The 16,823-nt window shown below is 64.8% G+C and carries 13 protein-coding genes and 1 pseudogene; 6 read left to right on the top strand and 8 right to left on the bottom strand.

All coding sequences use genetic code 11. The annotated features are described in order from the left end of the window. Positions 1 to 13: 13 nt before the first annotated feature. From RF641_RS15705 to RF641_RS15715, 3 genes are all read right to left on the bottom strand, one after another. The gene (locus RF641_RS15705) at positions 14 to 1,411 is read right to left on the bottom strand and encodes an MBL fold metallo-hydrolase (protein WP_047117692.1); all 1,398 of its coding nucleotides are present in this window, start codon (positions 1,409 to 1,411) and stop codon (positions 14 to 16) included. Between the two features lie 639 nt (positions 1,412 to 2,050). Then, on the bottom strand, positions 2,051 to 2,503 hold the full coding sequence (locus RF641_RS15710; protein ID WP_047117694.1) for a hypothetical protein: 453 nt from the start codon (positions 2,501 to 2,503) through the stop codon (positions 2,051 to 2,053). Between the two features lie 17 nt (positions 2,504 to 2,520). Further along, entirely contained in the window at positions 2,521 to 3,174 is a 654-nt protein-coding gene (locus tag RF641_RS15715; RefSeq protein ID WP_047117695.1) for a GntR family transcriptional regulator, read from the bottom strand. A 132-nt stretch (positions 3,175 to 3,306) separates the two neighbouring features. On the opposite strand from RF641_RS15715, the gene RF641_RS15720 reads away from it, so the two are divergent. Beyond that, positions 3,307 to 6,138, top strand: a complete 2,832-nt coding sequence (locus tag RF641_RS15720) for an FAD-binding and (Fe-S)-binding domain-containing protein (protein ID WP_424573571.1) — start codon at positions 3,307 to 3,309, stop codon at positions 6,136 to 6,138. Between the two features lie 60 nt (positions 6,139 to 6,198). Here RF641_RS15720 and RF641_RS15725 read toward each other — a convergent pair. Next, a pseudogene (locus RF641_RS15725) lies at positions 6,199 to 6,615 on the bottom strand (FABP family protein); the annotation flags it as partial. A gap of 15 nt (positions 6,616 to 6,630) precedes the next feature. Next, positions 6,631 to 6,810 carry a hypothetical protein gene (locus RF641_RS15730; protein ID WP_424573572.1) on the bottom strand — a complete coding sequence of 60 codons (180 nt, stop codon included), beginning with the start codon at positions 6,808 to 6,810 and terminating at the stop codon, positions 6,631 to 6,633. A 148-nt stretch (positions 6,811 to 6,958) separates the two neighbouring features. Here RF641_RS15730 and RF641_RS15735 point away from each other — a divergent pair, with 148 nt between their 5' ends. The 4 genes from RF641_RS15735 (at position 6,959) to RF641_RS15750 (ending at position 12,714) form a co-directional block, all read left to right on the top strand. Then, complete coding sequence (locus RF641_RS15735; protein WP_424573573.1) at positions 6,959 to 8,305, top strand: TIGR01777 family oxidoreductase; 1,347 nt, start codon at positions 6,959 to 6,961, stop codon at positions 8,303 to 8,305. A 360-nt stretch (positions 8,306 to 8,665) separates the two neighbouring features. Beyond that, a complete protein-coding gene (locus RF641_RS15740) occupies positions 8,666 to 9,733 on the top strand; it encodes a hypothetical protein (RefSeq protein ID WP_424573574.1) in 1,068 nt (355 codons plus the stop codon). 202 nt (positions 9,734 to 9,935) lie between these two features. Beyond that, complete coding sequence (locus tag RF641_RS15745) at positions 9,936 to 11,588, top strand: thiamine pyrophosphate-binding protein (RefSeq protein ID WP_113608028.1); 1,653 nt, start codon at positions 9,936 to 9,938, stop codon at positions 11,586 to 11,588. A gap of 148 nt (positions 11,589 to 11,736) precedes the next feature. Further along, a complete protein-coding gene (locus RF641_RS15750; protein WP_047117700.1) occupies positions 11,737 to 12,714 on the top strand; it encodes a hypothetical protein in 978 nt (325 codons plus the stop codon). Here RF641_RS15750 and RF641_RS15755 read toward each other — a convergent pair. Both RF641_RS15755 and RF641_RS15760 read right to left on the bottom strand, forming a co-directional pair. Continuing rightward, the gene (locus RF641_RS15755) at positions 12,711 to 14,012 is read right to left on the bottom strand and encodes a D-arabinono-1,4-lactone oxidase (RefSeq protein ID WP_160309059.1); all 1,302 of its coding nucleotides are present in this window, start codon (positions 14,010 to 14,012) and stop codon (positions 12,711 to 12,713) included. The genes RF641_RS15750 and RF641_RS15755 overlap by 4 nt on opposite strands. Beyond that, a complete protein-coding gene (locus RF641_RS15760; protein ID WP_053797178.1) occupies positions 14,009 to 15,199 on the bottom strand; it encodes an alanine racemase in 1,191 nt (396 codons plus the stop codon). Before RF641_RS15760 ends, RF641_RS15755 begins: the two co-directional genes overlap by 4 nt. A gap of 21 nt (positions 15,200 to 15,220) precedes the next feature. On the opposite strand from RF641_RS15760, the gene RF641_RS15765 reads away from it, so the two are divergent. Beyond that, positions 15,221 to 16,099 carry a hypothetical protein gene (locus RF641_RS15765; RefSeq protein WP_424573575.1) on the top strand — a complete coding sequence of 293 codons (879 nt, stop codon included), beginning with the start codon at positions 15,221 to 15,223 and terminating at the stop codon, positions 16,097 to 16,099. A gap of 516 nt (positions 16,100 to 16,615) precedes the next feature. Here RF641_RS15765 and RF641_RS15770 read toward each other — a convergent pair. Then, on the bottom strand, positions 16,616 to 16,823 hold a 208-nt coding region (locus tag RF641_RS15770; RefSeq protein ID WP_424573576.1), incomplete at its 5' end, for a hypothetical protein.

Consider the following 16,823-nt stretch of genomic DNA (forward strand, 5'->3'; position numbering starts at 1 on the left):
TGGTGGGGGTGGGTTAGGCGTTGGTCTTGTTCATGGCCGCGTCCCAGCCGGCGTAGCTGCCGGTCAGCTCGACCACGTCGTACCCGGCATCGCGCAGGGCGCTGGCGACGATCGAGTTGCGCAGGCCGCTCTGGCAGTAGGTGACGATCTTGCCGTCGGTAGGCAGCTCGTCCAGGGCCCACAGGGCGCGGCCGCCGGAGATGTGCTTGGCGTTCGGGATGGCTCCGGCATTGAATTCGCTGCGGCCGCGAACATCCAGCAGCAGGGCGTGCTCGAAGTTCTCCAGATCGGCCGGGTCCACGCTCGGCGGGGTGAAGGCCGGCAGGCCCTCGAGGGTGGTGGCGTAGCCGGAGACCGCGTCGATGCCCACGCGCATCAGGTGGTCGCGCATTTCCTCGGCTGCCTTCAGGTTCTCGGCGAAGAGGATCAGCTGGCGGTCGTCGGCTTCCGGATCGAAGGCCCAGGCGCCGAAGTTCGCCATCTTGGAAATGGCAGGGATGGCCAGTGCGCCGGCGACGGTGCCTTCAGCCACTGCCACGTGGCCGCGGGTGTCCACGAAGACCGCGTCGTTCGCTGCGGTCTGCTCGATGATCTGCTCCGCGGTGAACTCGACCAGCTCAGGCAGGGGGCCGAGCACCTTGGCACCGTCGCGGTTCTGGCGCTTCATGCGGGCGAAGTAGGCGTGGGCATCCGGCTGCCCGTCGAGCAGCTGCGCGATGAAGCCTTCCTCGTCGTTGTTGGCCAGATAGCTGCCCCACCAGGCGAAGTTGCGCTCGTAGCCCACGGTGGTGGATGGTACTGCGCCCAGTGACTTGCCGCAGGCGCTGCCCGAGCCGTGGCCCGGGTAGACCTGGATGTGGTCGGGCAGTTCCAGGAAGACATTCTTCAGCGAGGCGAAGAGGTCCTTGGCTCCGGCGAAGCGGGTGTCCACGCCGCCGGCTGCCTCGTCCAGGAGGTCGGGACGGCCTAGGTCGCCGGCGAAGATGAAGTCGCCGGAGAACATGTAGCCTGGCTGGTCGCTGAAGGCGCCGTCGGTGACGAGGAATGACAGGTGCTCCGGGGTGTGGCCCGGGGTGTGGCGTGCGGTCACGGTGATGTTGCCCAGCTTGATGGTGTCCTTGTCCATCAGGCGCTCGGCCTCGAAGCCGTACTGCCAGTCGGCTCCGCCTTCGCCCGAGACGTAGGTGGTGGCGCCGGTGGCTGCGGCCAGCTCGCGGGTGCCGGAGAGGTAGTCGGCGTGGATGTGGGTCTCGGTTGCCGCAACGATGCGCATTCCGTTCTTGGCTGCAAGCGCCAGGTACTCGGAGATGTCGCGGCGGGCATCGATGACGATTGCTTCGCCTTTGGCCTGGCAGCCGATGAAGTAGCTGGCCTGTGCCAGGTCTTCGTCGTAGAAGCGTTCCAGAAGCATGGGATGTCCTTTCGTTGGGGTGTCTGAATCCACCATAAACTATACCCCCGGGGGTATGTCAAAAATAGGGGTGGGGGTATACGTGCAGTTGCGTGAAAGGATGGCCGCCACCTGGGCCTGGCGTGCGCCAAGACTGGCAATCGCCTTGGAATCCGGAAGTTTGCGTTTCGCCTGCCCGAACGGTGGGTAGCGTGAAAAGACGTTCAGTCGGCGGGCGTCAAACCGCCGGCGCGATGATCAAGGAGAGGAAAAGATGTTCAACCGCCATCCCACCGACCCACCCATCAATCCCACTGACCCCACCGGGCCCATCGCACCCCCGAGCGACCCCACCGCTCCGGACGGTCCGGTCATCGACCCCACGGGGCCGACTGACCCGCCATTCGATCCGACCGCTCCGCCGGTCCCGCCGGAGCCGGAAACCGCCCCCGAACGCTAGCGCAACGAGAGGGAAGAATCCATGGGAGAAAAGCACATTCCTGAAAAAGGGCACCCGGTCCCGGGGGAGGGTCTGGCATCCAAGGGCCATGTCTCGGACCCGAAGCGCTCTGATGGCGCTCGGCGCGACTGGAGCGACGAAGGGGGAGCTGCCGAAGAGGGCTCGGCTGCGCCGAGCGGTGCCGGTGAGCGCGACCGGGGCTAGGGGCGCGGGAAGAGCGCGAGCCAGCTGGCGATCCGCTGCTGGTCCGCGGTGCTGAATAGTGCCAGGCGCCGCACCTCTTCGCCGGCCGGCATCAGGAGTCCCGCCTCGTCCTTCGCCGCGTGCGCCAAGGCATCGCCCGCGGGGGAGCCTGTTCCCGCGTGCGCGCCGGTGGCGATGAACAGCGTGCTCGGTGAGCCGGACAGTGTTTCGATGATGCCGAGTCGTCCGCCCAGGAAGGAGCCCAGCTCGTCGGCGCGGAAGTGCCCGGTGGCATCCCTCGTGACCACTTCGACTGCGGGGATCAGCTTCTTGCCGCGCCGGCCCACGCCCAATTCCCGGGCTCGGAAGGTCGCTTGGCCTGCCTGCAGCGGTTCCAGGCTATCCAGCGCCCGCTCCGGGGCGCGCCCGGTTCCGGAGGCGGTTGGCTGCTTGCGTGAAAATAAGCCCATGGTCGTTCGTCCTTTCGCTAGCTGAGGGTGTCCAGATGCGCGGCCAGCTTGGCGCTCGCCGTCTGCAGGTGCTCAGCCAGCACTTGGGCCGCCTCCTGCCGGGACCCTGTGGAAATCAGTTCCAGCAGGCGCGCGTGCTCGGCGGCGATGTCCTGGGTGGACAACAGGGTGGCGTCCTGCACGTGCGTCATGCACAGCCGGATTTCATCCGTGAGCTGCGCGTAGATCGCGCTGGTGCGCGGCGAGCCCAGTGCCTGGACCAGGGCCGCGTGGAAACGCACGTCCGGTTCCACGATCTCGATGGGCGAGGCGTTGGATAACGCGGTGATCTGCGCGTTGGCCGCCAGCGCTGCCTCGGGTACCTGGCCGGTGCCGGCCAGCAGGCGCACGGCCTCCGCTTCGATGATGGCTCGGGTCTGGTAGATGTCGCGGGCATCGGCCGCGGACAGCACCCGCACCTTGGCGCTCTGGTGGGCGTTGCGCGCGAGCAGCCCGCTGGACACCAGGTTCTCCAGCGCGGCCTTGGCAGTGGGGCGGGCGACCTCGTAGTAGGCTGCCACGTCGACCTCGCCCAGCGGGGTGCCGGGAGAAAGCTCGCCGCTGAAGATGCGTTCGCGCAGCGACCTGATGACGGCCTGCACCACCGAAACCACTCCTAGACGGGCAGCCACATGCGTCCTTTCGGGCAGAAGTACATTGGACCTACCAAGTATCCCATGGCGCGTACTACTATGGCATGTGTACTTGTAAGACAATTTCCCGCGACGGTAGGCCACGCCTACGATCCCACACAGGAGCGCACCATGGCATTGAGCACGCCAGCACTCGGCGAAACCACGGTTTCATCCAGCATCCTCGACCTGGTCGGCGAGCCCGACCGGGTTAAGACCCGATCCATCGACCGCGTGGCCTATGCCTCGGACGCGTCGCACTACCTGTACACCCCGCAGGCGGTGGTGCTGGCCAAGGACGCCCGCGAGGTCTCGCAGCTGCTGGCCGCCGCCAACCGGAACAACCAGCCGGTGACCCTGCGCTCAGGCGGCACTTCGCTGGCCGGCCAGGCCAGCGGCCACGGGCTGATGATCGACGTGCGCAAGAATTTCCGCGGCATCACCGTGCTGGACGGCGGGCAGCGCGTACGTGTCCAGCCCGGCGCCACCATCCGCCAAGTCAACGCCCGGCTGGGCGTCTACGGCACCAAGCTGGGACCGGATCCCGCCAGCGAGGCCGCCTGCACCGTGGGCGGCGTCATCGCCAACAACTCCTCCGGCATGGCCTGCGGCACCGAGTTCAACACCTACCGCACCCTCGAATCCATGACCTTCGTGCTGCCCAGCGGCACCATGGTCGACACCGCCGCTCCGGACGCCGACGCCCAGCTGGCCGCCGCCGAACCGCAGCTGGTGGCCACCTTGGAAAAGCTGCGCGACCGGGTGCGCTCCAACCCGGATTCCGTGGCGAAGATCGAGAAGCACTTCGCGCTGAAGAACACCATGGGCTACGGCATCAACGCATTCCTCGACTTCGACTCCCCGGCGCAGCTGATGGCCCATCTGATCATCGGCTCCGAAGGCACGCTGGCCTTCGTGGCCGAGGCGGTTTTCCGCACCGTGCCGATCCGCAAGCTGGCCGTCGCCACCCTGGCGGTCTTCGACAACCTGGATCTGGCCACCCGCGCGCTGCCCGAGCTGCTGGATTCGGGCGCCGCGACCCTTGAGCTCATGGACTCCACCTCGCTGCGCGTCGGGCAGTCGCTGCCCGGCGTGCCCGAAGCCATCATGGGCTTCGAGGTGGACCGGCAGGCCGCCCTGCTCATCGAATACCACGCAGACAACGACGAGCAGCTGCGCGGGCTGCAGGATGCCGGACAGAAGCTGCTGGACACCGCCGCGCTGCGCGCCCCGGCCGTGCTCTCCCCGGACGCGAAGAACCGCCAGGCGGCCTGGAAGTTCCGCAAGGGGCTGTACGCCTCGGTGGCCGGAGCCCGCGTCTCGGGCACCACCGCGCTGCTGGAGGACGTCGCGGTGCCGGTGCCGTCGCTGGCTGAAACCTGCGGCAGCCTGCAGGAGCTGTTCACCGAATACGGCTACGAGGACTCGGTGATCTTCGGCCACGCCAAGGACGGCAACATCCACTTCATGCTCACCGACCGCTTCGAGGGCGAGCGGGCGCTGAACCGCTACAACGGATTCAACGACAAGATGGTGGACCTGATCCTGTCCAAGGGCGGCAACCTGAAGGCCGAGCACGGCACCGGCCGCGCCATGGCCCCGTTCGTCCGCGCCCAGTACGGCGACGAGCTCTACGACGTGCACCTGGAACTCAAGGCCGCCTGCGATCCGCGCCTGATGATGAACCCCGGGGTCATCATCGACGAGGACCACTCGGCCCACATCCGCAACATCAAGCTGAACGCCACCATCGAGGTGGAGGCCGACCGCTGCGTCGAATGCGGCTACTGCGAGCCGGTCTGCCCCTCCAAGGACCTGACCCTCACCCCGCGCCAGCGCATCGTGGTGCGCCGCGCCATCGCCAAGGCGGAGGCGGAAGGCAACCGGGAGCTGGCCGCGGAGCTTGAGAAGGACTACGACTACAACGGCGTGCAGACCTGCGCCGTGGACGGCATGTGCGTCACCGCCTGCCCGGTGGGCATCAATACCGGCCTGCTGGTCAAGCGCCTGCGCCGCGAGGACGCGAACCCCGCGCTGGCCGCCGGGTTCAAGACCGCCGCCAAAGGCTGGGGCGGCGCCACGCGCGCCGGCTCGCTGGCCCTGAGCGTGGCTGACAAGTTCCCCGTGGGCCTGGTCCGCGGGGTCACCGATGCGGCACGCAAGGTCATCAGCACCGATGTCATGCCGCGCTACGACGCGGAACTGCCCGGCGGCGGCAAGGCCCGCAAGCCGCTGGCCGGAATCCTGGGCGCCGCCGGCACCGAACCGCTGGCCATCTACCTGCCGGCCTGCGTGAACTCAATGTTCGGCCCGGCCGGCGAGGGCCAGGGCGTCGCTTCGGCGTTCACGCAGCTGCTGCACGCGGCCGGCGTCTCGGTCTACGTCCCGCAGGGCATCGAGTCGATGTGCTGCGGCACCCCGTGGAGCTCCAAGGGCTACGCCGACGGCCACGACCTCATGGCCCAGCGGGTGCTCGACGAGGTGGCGGCGGCGCTGCCGGGCAGGAACCTGCCGGTCATCTCCGACGCCTCCAGCTGCACCGAGGGCTTCGCCCACACGCTGGAAGAGCACGGCTACACCGTGGTGGACCTGCTCGCCTTCACCGCCCAGCACCTGCTGGAAAAGCTGCCCGAGGGCCGGAAGGTCTCCTCGCTGACCCTGCACCCGACCTGCTCCTCCACGCAGATGGGGCTGAATCCCGATTTGGAGAAGGTGGCGCGGGCGGCCGCGGACACCGTGAACGTGCCGGTCAATTGGGGCTGCTGCGCCTATGCGGGCGACCGCGGCATGCTGCATCCGGAGCTGACCGCCTCCGCCACCGCCGCCGAGGCAGCCGAGGTGCGCGAACTCGATGCCCAGGCCCATGCTTCCTGCAACCGCACCTGCGAGCTGGGCATGACGCGCGCAACCGGCAAGGACTACCGCCATGTGATCGAATTGCTGGCGGAAGCAGTCGCGCGGTAGGCGCAAGGCCGGACGGCGGCGGGGCCGGGTGCGATATTCGCATCCGGCCCCGCCGCCGCCTTATTCTCCCGGATGGAAGCGCTTGACCCGGTGCAGGGTATTGACGTCGGTATGGCGCATTTCCGCGCCGAGGGCCACCAGGCGCAGCAGCAGGTCCGAGGTGTAGCTGAAGCTGCCGTCCTCGTGGAAGGTGAAGGAGCTGCTGAACTCCTTGATCTCCGCGCGTTCCATCAGGTACTTGTTCTGCAGCACCCCGTAGGAGGGATCTCCCGGGGTGGCGTTGAAGTGCACGGTGGTGTCGCGCGGTCCGGCGGTGCTACCGTCCAGCACCGCGATGCCGCGGCCGAAGACCACGTTGCGCATCACCTGGCTGTTCTCGCGGTCCCAGAGCAGGAAGCCGATTTCGTCGTAGAACGGGCCCATGGCCTCCTCGCCGTGGCGCCAGGCCGTCATCGAGTAGTTCAATCCCCACAGGGTCTGCTTGCCGTTTTCCTAGATCGGGATGGGCTTGAACACCGCGCGCTCGTAGTAGACGGTTTCGCTCGTTTCGTCGGTGAGGTTGTGGTAGGAAAGGTCGACCCCGGCATTCCCCTCCCATTCGCCGACGAGCGGGGTGAGTGGACCGAGCTTCTGCGGTCCCTGGATGGTCGAGGTTCTTGCCAAGACGGTCATGGCTGGGTTCTCCGATCAGTGAGTGGTAATGGTGGTGCCGTGTGGTGCAGCCGGCAGGGTCTGCCGCGTGGCATCGGGCGTGGGCGGAGCTCCTTGAAACTTGCTTGAAGTCGTATCCGCAAGTGGCGAAAACTGGTTGAATGTGGGCATGGCCGTCATTCTTGAAACAGCAATACCGTTCCCCGCCGACGAAGTGTTCGCCTGGCACGAGCGGCCCGGCGCGATGAGCCGGCTGCTTCCTCCATGGCAGCCGGTCCGCGCAGTGAGCCAAGCGGAAAACCTGCGCGACGGCAGCTCTGAGCTGGCGATGCCTGCCGGATTGCGCTGGCACGCCCGGCATCTTGCCGACGGGTATGTGCCTGGTCGCGTCTTCGTAGACGAGCTGGCGCCGCAGGGGCTCGCTCAGGCGCCGCTGCGGCCGATCCGCTGGCGCCACGAGCACCACATCCTGCCCGACGGGCCGCAGCAGTGCGTGCTGCGCGACGAAGTCAGCACCAATATGCCGCAGAACATGGTGCGGCGCATGCTCGCCTACCGGCACCGTCAGCTGTCCGAGGACCTGCGGGCCCACCAGCGCGCGGCGCAGCACGACCTGAAGCCGCTGACCGTCGCACTGACCGGTTCGCACGGCATGGTGGGAACCTCCCTGGGTGCTCTTCTCGAATCGGGTGGGCACCGGGTCATCCGGTTGGTTCGTTCGGCCCCCCAAGGTCCGAATGAACGCCTTTGGAATCCCGAGAGCCCCGACGAATCCTGCCTGGATGGGTGCGACGCGGTCGTCCATCTGGCCGGGGCGAGTATCGCCGGGCGATTCAATAGTGAGCACCGCAGGAAGATCCGCGACAGCCGCATCGAGCCCACGCGCCGGCTGGCGCAGCTGGCTGCGCAGTCCGGTGTCGCGGTCTTCATCAGCGCCTCGGCCATCGGCCTGTACGGCGCCGACGCCGGAGAAGACGAGCTGACCGAAGACGCCCCATACGGCCGGGACTTCCTTGCGGAAGTTGTCCGCGACTGGGAGCAGGCGGCCCAGACGGGGCCCGACGGCGGCATGCGCCGGGTCCAGGTCCGCACCGGTCTGGTGCAAAGCCCCACCGGCGGGCTGCTGCGCCAAATGCGTCCGCTCTATGAAGCAGGGCTGGGCGGCAGGCTCGGCGATGGCCGGCAGTGGCAGTCCTGGATTGGACTGGATGACCTGGTGGACATCTACCACCGCGCACTGTGGGACAGCGAACTTCAGGGTCCGGTCAACGCGACCGCGCCCACCCCGGTGCGCAACAGCGAGTACTCGGCCGTGCTGGCCAAGGTGCTGCACCGCCCCGAGATCTTCCCGGTGCCTGCCTTCGGGCCGCGGCTGCTGCTGGGCGACGAAGGTGCGCAGCTGCTGGCGTTGGCCAGTCAGCGGGTCGTTCCCGCGAAGCTGTTAGCCCGAGGCCACACCTTCCGCTCCGAAGAGCTTCCCGATGCGCTGGCCCACCTGCTGGGCCGAGAGCTCTAGGCGCAGGTCCTGCGTCGGCACCCTTGGCGGGCTGTCAGCAGCGGGGTCTTGCCGTATTCGCGATAAAGTGTGCCACATGACCTCCTAAACATATATGCGAGTTGTCGTATGCACCGCAGGCCTTGAACTCGATGTCCTATTGCGAGACGGTCGCCGGTCCGGAAGGCCTGCGGCGCCCCCACGTCATAAGGTATCGCGCGCGTACGGCAACCGTGCGTGGAATTCCGTCTTCCCGGATGATTCCGAACAATTCCGACCTTTCGGATACGATCTGACTAGCATCTTTATTTGGCGTCCAGAAACGCCGAAAACCGTCGGCAGTCGCCGACGGCCAGTCCGGCGATCGCTTGGAGGGCGGCCATGACGCAACACGCGGAGTTCCAAGATGTTCCGACCGACGCTTTCGATGCGATCGCCAGGGATCTCCAGACGCTGCGGATCGAAGCAGGCGACGTTCCCTACGCGGAAATCGTCCGCCGTATCGGGAAGCTGCGCGAGCTCTGCGGAGTAGATGCCGTCGCCGCGAGGCCTGCCCGAACCACTGTCTATGATGCTTTCCGCCTTGGCCGGACACGTATTAATGCCGAGCTTGTGGGGGAAATCGTGCAAGCCCTGGGCTGTTCGCCGGAGGAAGCGAAAACCTGGGAACGCAGATGCCTCCAAGCCCGTCTCGACAAAGCAGCAGCCAGGCAGCCATCGCCCGCCGCGCCGCAGCCATCGCCCGCCGCGCCGACAGTTCACATCGTTTCCACTCTCGGACAGGAAAACACAGCTCCCAGCAGGCGACGGATATATATACTCCTTTCGGCATGCTTGATGCTGAACCTGGCGGGTTTCTGGCTAGTTGATGCGGCAGGGCTTCGGCTTTATCTGGATATGATCGGCACCGCTTTAGCCGCCATCGCCTGCGGGCCGTGGGCAGGGGTGCTTGTCGGTCTGGCGACCAACATCATTGGGCTGTCGATTACCGATTCATCGGCAGCGGCCTTCGGCCTGGTGAACATGACCGGGGCACTGGTCTGGGGGTATGGGGCGAAGCTGATCAAGCGCAACTCGGCGTTGCCGAAGTACGTTCTGCTCAACGTCGTGGTGGCTGTTGCATGTTCGGTGGTATCGAGCATCATCCTGGTTCTGCTTTTCGGAGGTATGACGGGGCACGCTTCGGAAACGACGATGCAGTCCATCCTTGCCAGCACCAGCTCGCTGGGCCTAGCGGTGTTCGAAGCCAACCTGATGTATTCGTTGGTGGACAAGCTGTTGACCGGATTCATCGTGATTGCACTGCTCGGACTCGTCAAGCAGTGGATCCGCGTCCCTGTCTACGAGCATGTTTCAGAGCATGCGCTGGAGTCCCTGGACCGCGCCTACCGCTTGACGAAGACCGGATTCGGTTCCTTGCGGGCCCATCAGGGACGGGCCCTGGGATAGCCCGTTCAGCTCCGCGAGGAGCCCGGGACGCCCGCGCCTAGCGCAACACCACGATTCTGCCCTATCATCAATGAGTCAGGAAGCGCGACCAAGCGGATTCCGGCGCTCTCAAAAGGGGCGATACCCGTTGCCGAAACGCAACCGGTAGCGGCAGACATATATGGAATTTTCTTCAGCACCATACTTTTGAAAAGAGTCCATGATGTCTAGCGTTTCTGCCGCCATCGCCCATGCCCTCAAGCCATTTGCACCGCAGATCTTCGGTCTGATGGGCAACGGCAACGCACATTTCCTCGACGCGGCCGTGCGCCAAGGGTTCACCTATACCGCAGTTCGCCACGAATCGGCCGCGGTATCGGCCGCGGACACCTATTTCCGCATCTCCAACAAGCTCTCCATCGCTTCCACCACCTACGGCGCCGGCTACACGAATGCCGTGACCGCGCTGGCGGAGGCCGCCGCTGCACGCACCCCGCTGCTGTTCGTCACCGGCGACGCACCGACCTCGGGACTGCGCGGCTGGGACGTGGATCAGGCCGCCATTGATACCGCGGTACGCGCCCCGCGCTACGTGGTGGACCGGGAAACCCCGGGAGCCATCGCGTTGCAGGCCGCCGCGCATGCACTGCGCGAGCAATGCCCGGTGGTCCTGGCCATCCCCTACGACCTTGCCGCCCTCGAGACTTCCGAAACGGAACTTCCGGACTTCGCCGACCTCGGCCCCACGCCGCCCGCCCCGGAATTGAACTCCACCCAGCTTGAACAGGTCAGCTCGCTGCTGGCAGGCGCCCAGCGCCCGCACATCCTCTACGGCCGCGGCGCCATCGACGCCGCACCGCTGGTCAAGGAGCTGGCAGCCAAGATCGGCGCCACCACCTCCGGTACCCTGCTGGCCCGTGACCTGCTGGACTACCCCTACGATCTGGGAATCACTGGCGGCTTCGCCACCGAGAGGAACGCCGAGATCATCGCCCAAGCGGATGTCGTGCTGACCCTCGGTGCATCGCTGAACCAGTTCACCATGCGCTTCGGGGGCCTGGTCAACGAGTCCGCCACCCTGATCCAGATCGACCTGGCTGCCACCGCCACCAATCCACGGGTGGACTACTTCGCCACCGCCGATATCAGCGCCGCCGCCGCGCACCTGCTCCAGTCGGTGCCAGCGGCCGAAGCCTCGTGGGCCAAGGAGCTGGACCTCGCCGCGCTGCGTACCCGCCCTCTCGGCGACGCTAAGACCGCCGACGGCTTGCTGGATCCGCGCCGCGTGGCCAGCGAAATGGAGCGGATCCTGCCGGCCAACCGCGTGCTGGTGCAGGATGGCGGGCACTTCATCGGCTGGGGACCCATGTATTGGTCCACCAGCGGCGCCCGATCGCTGACCTGTGTCGGCACCGCCTACCAGTCCATTGGCCTGGGTATCGCCTCGATGGTAGGCGCCGCCGCCGCGGCCGATGGACGTACCGTGGTGCTGGCATCCGGCGACGGCGGCTTCCTCATGGGACTGGCAGACCTGGAATCCATCGTGCGCACCGTCACAAGCGGTGTCATCGTCATTTACAACGATTCGGCATACGGAGCCGAGGTGCACCAGTACGGATCGATCGGGCTGCACGAGGATCCGATGCTGATCCCGACCGTGGACTTCTCGGCACTGGCCCAAGGCATGGGCGCCACCGGCATCAAGGTTGAAACCTTGGATGACTTCGGCAAAGTCAGCGCATGGGTGGAAGCCGGGGCGCAGGGCGTTTGCCTTGTGGACGCACGCATCTCGGCGCATGTCCGAGCTCCGTACATGGAGGAAGTCCTGGAGGCGAACCGCAAGGCCGCCGGCGCTGCAGCATCACAATCGGATTAAGATGCTGGTCAGTGCGGTCCCCACCGCGTAGGGTTGCAGGGTGCACAAGTTTTTGGTTGGAACAGCGGGCCTGGGGATCGGGGCGCTGTTAATGCTCCCTGCAACCCCGTCTTTAGCCGCACCCACCGGCCCGAATGACGGGGCCGGTGTGACCGCACCCCTGCTGTCCGAAACTTCCCTGCGCGTGGCCACGATGGCAACCGACCTGAGCGGGGAGGAACCCGGAGACCTGTATCGGGATCTGCTGACCCGGACAGACACCGAAGCCCTACGCGTGGCCGATGCAATCAGCGTCGCGAATCCCGACATCGTGGTGCTGACCGGCATGGATGCCGATCCGGATGCGGTAAATACCTTCATCTCGGACTACCTGAACAGCCCGGACGACGAACATACCGATGTCGGCTACGCCTACTCCTATCTCGCAATCGGCTCCAGCGGAGTGCAGAGCGGCGCGGACCTGGACGGAGACCGCGTGGTCGGAGGCCCGGGCGATGCCTGGGGCCAGGGCGCATTCGCCGAACAGTCCTCGACTGTGGTGCTGTCCAAGTATCCGATCAACCAGCCGGACGTCGTTTCCGTGTCGGCGCTGAAGTGGGACGAGGTGGCAGGCAACAAGCTCTCAAGCTCCGAGCTGAGCGGTGCCGTGGCCGCGTCCATTCCGGTGATGCACAACGGGCTGTGGGACATCCCCATCGAGTATCGCGGTGAACGCGTCCATATCCTGGCGGCCCAAACCGAGCCAGCCCAGAGCAGCTACGGCTTCGGCGCACCACGCCAGAAGGACCAATTGAAGGTCATCTCCGACTACATCGCCGGGGAAGACTACGTTGTCGCAGACGACGGAGCCAAGGCTGGAGGCATCGACGAGAACCGCATCGTGGTGACCGGTGCATTGGCGCAGCGCACCGAGTTCACCGCAGCCGCGTTGGCTCTGGGCGATGAGCTCGGCCGAGATGACGCGTTGAACGACTCGGGGAACTTCGTCATTCCCAACCGGGGCTGGAACGTGCTGGGCCAGGGCCGCATCGGCGCCGAAGCCCCGGAAGATTTCCAGTTGCTGCCGGGCGCAACGCCCGAGAGCATCGAAACCTCCGACCTGATCTGGACCGACGTCCAGTTCTAGGCGTTCAGCAGTTCACGCAGGTAGCCGTTGACGAACCGTCCCTGGGGATCGACCTGCTGCCGCACGGCCTGGAAATCCTTGAACCTCGGATACAACTGGGTGAGCTCGGCCGCCCGCAGCGTGTGCTGCTTACCCCAGTGCGGACGTCCGCCGTGCGAACGCAGGATTGATTCCATGTCCGGGAAATACTGCGGGACCCGATCCCGGATATAGCGGTGCACCGCGATGTAAACGCTGTTTCGGCCGCTGGCAGTGCCCAGCCAGGTGTCGTCGCCGGCAGTTGTCCGGACTTCCAGCGGGAAAACGACAGGTGCGGGTCGAAGCTCGAAATAGCGGCGCAGTTCCGCAAACGCGGCAGCGAAGTTCTCCAGCGGCAGCGCGTACTCCATCTCGGTGAACTTCACCCGCCGCGGGCTGATGTAGGTCTGGTTCCACGACGCGGTGTAGCTGCGGTCTGAAAGGACCCGGCTGGCGAACCAATTGAGCCGGGGAATCATGCGCGGCATGGCGGCGCCTAGCGAACAGATGGCCTGCAGCCCGCCATTGGACAGCAGTTCATCGTTCACCCAGGTCCTGAGCCTGTCCGGCATCTTCGCCAGGGCATCGCCCGGCAGCCGCGTATTGGTTTTCACCTGGGCATTGCCGGTACCCGGGAACCAGAAGAACTCAAGATGGTCTTCCTGGGCCGCTCTTTCGACAAAACTTTCGGCCAACGGGTCGATGGCCTCGATGGTCTCGGTTGCGTGCATCATGTAGTGCGGGACGCACCGGAGCCGGACATGGGTGATGACACCCAACGCGCCCAATCCGACACGAGCCGCCTGGAACAGGTCCGGGTGCTCCGTGGCGCTGGCACGCACCTGCGTCCCGTCGGCCAGCATCAACCGCAGGCCGGTGACCGCGCCGCTGAATCCGGTGAATTTCAGGCCGGTGCCGTGGGTTCCGGTGCTGATGGCACCGGCGATGGACTGCCGGTCAATGTCGCCCATGTTCTCAAGCGCCAACCCGAAGGGCTCCAGCAGGTCAGGAACCTGCCACAACCTGGTCCCGGCCCGGAACGTCACCTCATGCGTTAGCGCATCAACTTCCTCGATTCCTTGGAGGCCGTCGAGATCCAGCAGGATGTCGTTGGTCTTCGCCAGCGGGGTGAATGAATGGCCGGCGCCCACGGTGCGTACGGTGTGCCCCTTGAGCGCCGCCGATTCGAGCAACCCGCCCAGCTGGTCCAGGGAGGTGATCGACTGGCGCATCGTCGGAGCGGCAGTCACGGTGCCGGCGAAATTCTGGAAGGTGCTCACAGGAAGGCTTTCCCTTCGCCTCGATAGGTTGGCCATTGGCCGCTGATCTTGGTCTTCGAGTAAACGGCCACCTTGTTGACCCGTTCTGCCGGCTCCCCGGATTTTGCATGGCGCAGCCATACGGTATCGCCGATGTTCAAGCGGTGCGCGGTCGGTCCGGTGAGCGGGGTCTGGACCTCGCCTGCGCCTTCCAATGGAAGGTAGCGCAGCTTGCGGGGGTGCTCGATGCTCGGCAATCGGTCCTTGCCTGCCGGACCTGATGCGGTCCAGCCGCCGCCGAGGATGGTGATCGTCTGGTGATCCGGTCTGCGGACTACTGGGAACCCCAGGAACAGGGCGGGGGAGGGGGAGAACGAGCGGAAGGAGTCGAACAACGCCGGGGCGAAGAGGCCGGAGCCCGCTGCCAGCTCCGTCACCGCTGCTTCCTGGGTGGTGGTTTCAAAGGATCCCGTGCCTCCGGCATTGACGAAACGCAGGTCCGCGATTCCTCGCACTCGGCTCACGGCCTCGGCGCGCCGCTCGGCAAGCTCGGCAGCGCTGCGCTTCCTAAGCGCCCGGGCGATCCAGGCCTTGGGGGCGAACCCTCCATCCGGGACCGAGGCGATCTGGGATTCGTAGGCCATGAGCCCGTCCAGTTCGAACCCCTTCCGGCGCTGGACCTCCTCGGCGAGTGAAGCCAGATCCTCCGGCTCGGCTAACGGAGACCGCGCTGCCCCGATACGCAGTCCCGCCGTCGGATAGTACGCGGCATCCAGTTCAAGGGCGACCTTCAGTGGGTGATGGTGCGGGACGATCCGATCGATGAGATCCAGTTGCGCAACGGAGTCGACCATCACCGTGATCTCAGCGCGGGCTTGCTCGCTGGTTGCCCAACGGCTGATAGCCTCCGTGTCGGTCTGGGGATAGGCCACCACCAGGTCCTTCAGCCCATGGCTCGCCAGCCAGAGTGCTTCGCCCAGGGTAAAACACAGCACTCCGCTGAACCCGTCGGCGGCCAGTGCCCGTTCAAGGGCCTTGCGGACGCGCAGGGATTTGGAGGCGACGCGTATCGGGATTCCTCCGGCTCGTTCGCGAAGGGCGATCACGTTGGCATCGAAGGCATCAAGATCCAGCAATGCTACTGGTCGTTCGTTGACCCCGGCTTGTTTCACAGCGTGGTTGTACCGTTTGGCCTGCGCGTTCTTCATATCCCAACTCTTCCATCGGTGTTGGGGTCTTTCAAGGACTGGGTCGAACATGATTGGCATTCCGAGGATATTCAGGTATCGGAAGCATCCGATTCACGGAAACTTACAGGTTTGGCTCGATATGCTGGCACCATCATGAGCAAAGATCCCATTTCGATGACGGTCATCGGCAACGATGGCAAACCACGTACTGTAATCCAGGACGCCATCATGAAAGGTGTCGGCGTCCAGCGACCGCTGGTTCTTGCATATTTGAAACGGCTGCGCCGCAAGCACCCCGAGGCCACGGCGGCAGAACTCGCCAAGATTGCCGAGCGCGACTACTTGAAAATCGTGACCGGTTCGGGAGCAGCCGTTGGCGGCACCGCAGCCATCCCCGCGGTGGGCACCGGTGCCGCACTGGGCCTGTCTGTGGCAGCCACCCTTGGATTCCTCGAAGCTTCTGCACTATATGCGCAGACCCTTGCTGAGCTCCACGGAATTGCCATCGAAGACCCGGAACGATCCCGAGTGCTGGTTATGGGTGTGCTGATGGGTGAGGAAGGCAGCGCCATGATCGCCGGCCTCACCCGGCAGGCGGCCGGGCGCGGCGGCGGGCCGATCAAGGGGTGGGCCAAGGCCTTCGGCGCGAACAAGTCGACGAGCTTCTATGCTTCACTGCAAAAAACGATGCAGAAGTCGTTCATGCGCAAGGTTGTAGGCACCCAAGCCGCAAGCGTTGTCGGCAGGATCGTTCCCTTCGGCGTGGGAGCTGTCATCGGTGGCGCCGGCAACCGTTTCCTGGCCAAGCGTGTTGTTGAAACTGCAGCAGTCGCCTTCGCTGGGATTCCCACCATGGCCCCAGACCAGCTGGAATTGGATGATCCGCGGATCATCGACGTCGAAGTCATCGAAGAATAGTAGAGGTCAAGCGCAACCCCGTAAATATAGAGTGGCTGCCCGGGACCGGGAGTTTTCATATGTCGGGCGGGTGTCGAGCGGGGCGCAACGGGATAAAGAATTCCGGTTAGGGCGGGCCGCAGTCGCTTAAAACCGCGCGTTCTCTGGCGTTAAGCGCATAAAAAGCCAGTAATGAACACGATTCTGTTTTTATGTGTCCACGCTCACCGCCCCGCAGCACCCCGCCGATTTGCAGACCCCCGACAACCCGTGTATAGTTTTTCCTTGTCGCCACGAGTCGGACGGAACACCAACCGAACAGGACAAGGCGGCGAAAACCCCGGAAAATCAAGGTTTTCCACACCATGTGTGGATAAGCTGGAATTGAATGGGAATCAAAGAATACTGGTTCAAATCACAAAGAATCGATTTGACTTTCAGAATTCAATGATTATAGAATATGAATATAACGCTGGACGATATCGCCTCCTGGAATAGGGGTGGCGGAGAACCGGTAAGTGTTTGTTGTTTGAGAACTCAATAGTGTGCCAAGTTTGTTGATACCAAATTATTTTTTGTTTGGTGAATACGAAACATTTTGCTTGGGATGATGCACCCCCGTGTGTTGTTCCGAGTGTTTTTATTCGCCAGGATTTCATCACCACGTGTGGCCCCGTCTTTTTCCGGTGGGGTTGTGGTGGCTTTTTGTTTTTTATGGAGAGTTTGATCCTGGCTCAGGATGAAC

This window comes from Arthrobacter sp. 'calajunan' (genome assembly GCF_046940185.1).
Lineage (GTDB): Bacteria > Actinomycetota > Actinomycetes > Actinomycetales > Micrococcaceae > Glutamicibacter > Glutamicibacter soli.

Bases quoted from the DNA above. Each gene is read 5' to 3' on its own strand.
- RF641_RS15705 (WP_047117692.1), bottom strand. From the start codon at position 1,411: ATGCTTCTGGAACGCTTCTACGACGAAGACCTGGCACAGGCCAGCTAC.
- RF641_RS15710 (WP_047117694.1), bottom strand. From the start codon at position 2,503: ATGGGCTTATTTTCACGCAAGCAGCCAACCGCCTCCGGAACCGGGCGC.
- RF641_RS15720 (WP_424573571.1), top strand. From the start codon at position 3,307: ATGGCATTGAGCACGCCAGCACTCGGCGAAACCACGGTTTCATCCAGC.
- RF641_RS15730 (WP_424573572.1), bottom strand. From the start codon at position 6,810: ATGACCGTCTTGGCAAGAACCTCGACCATCCAGGGACCGCAGAAGCTC.
- RF641_RS15735 (WP_424573573.1), top strand. From the start codon at position 6,959: ATGGCCGTCATTCTTGAAACAGCAATACCGTTCCCCGCCGACGAAGTG.
- RF641_RS15740 (WP_424573574.1), top strand. From the start codon at position 8,666: ATGACGCAACACGCGGAGTTCCAAGATGTTCCGACCGACGCTTTCGAT.
- RF641_RS15745 (WP_113608028.1), top strand. From the start codon at position 9,936: ATGTCTAGCGTTTCTGCCGCCATCGCCCATGCCCTCAAGCCATTTGCA.
- RF641_RS15760 (WP_053797178.1), bottom strand. From the start codon at position 15,199: ATGAAGAACGCGCAGGCCAAACGGTACAACCACGCTGTGAAACAAGCC.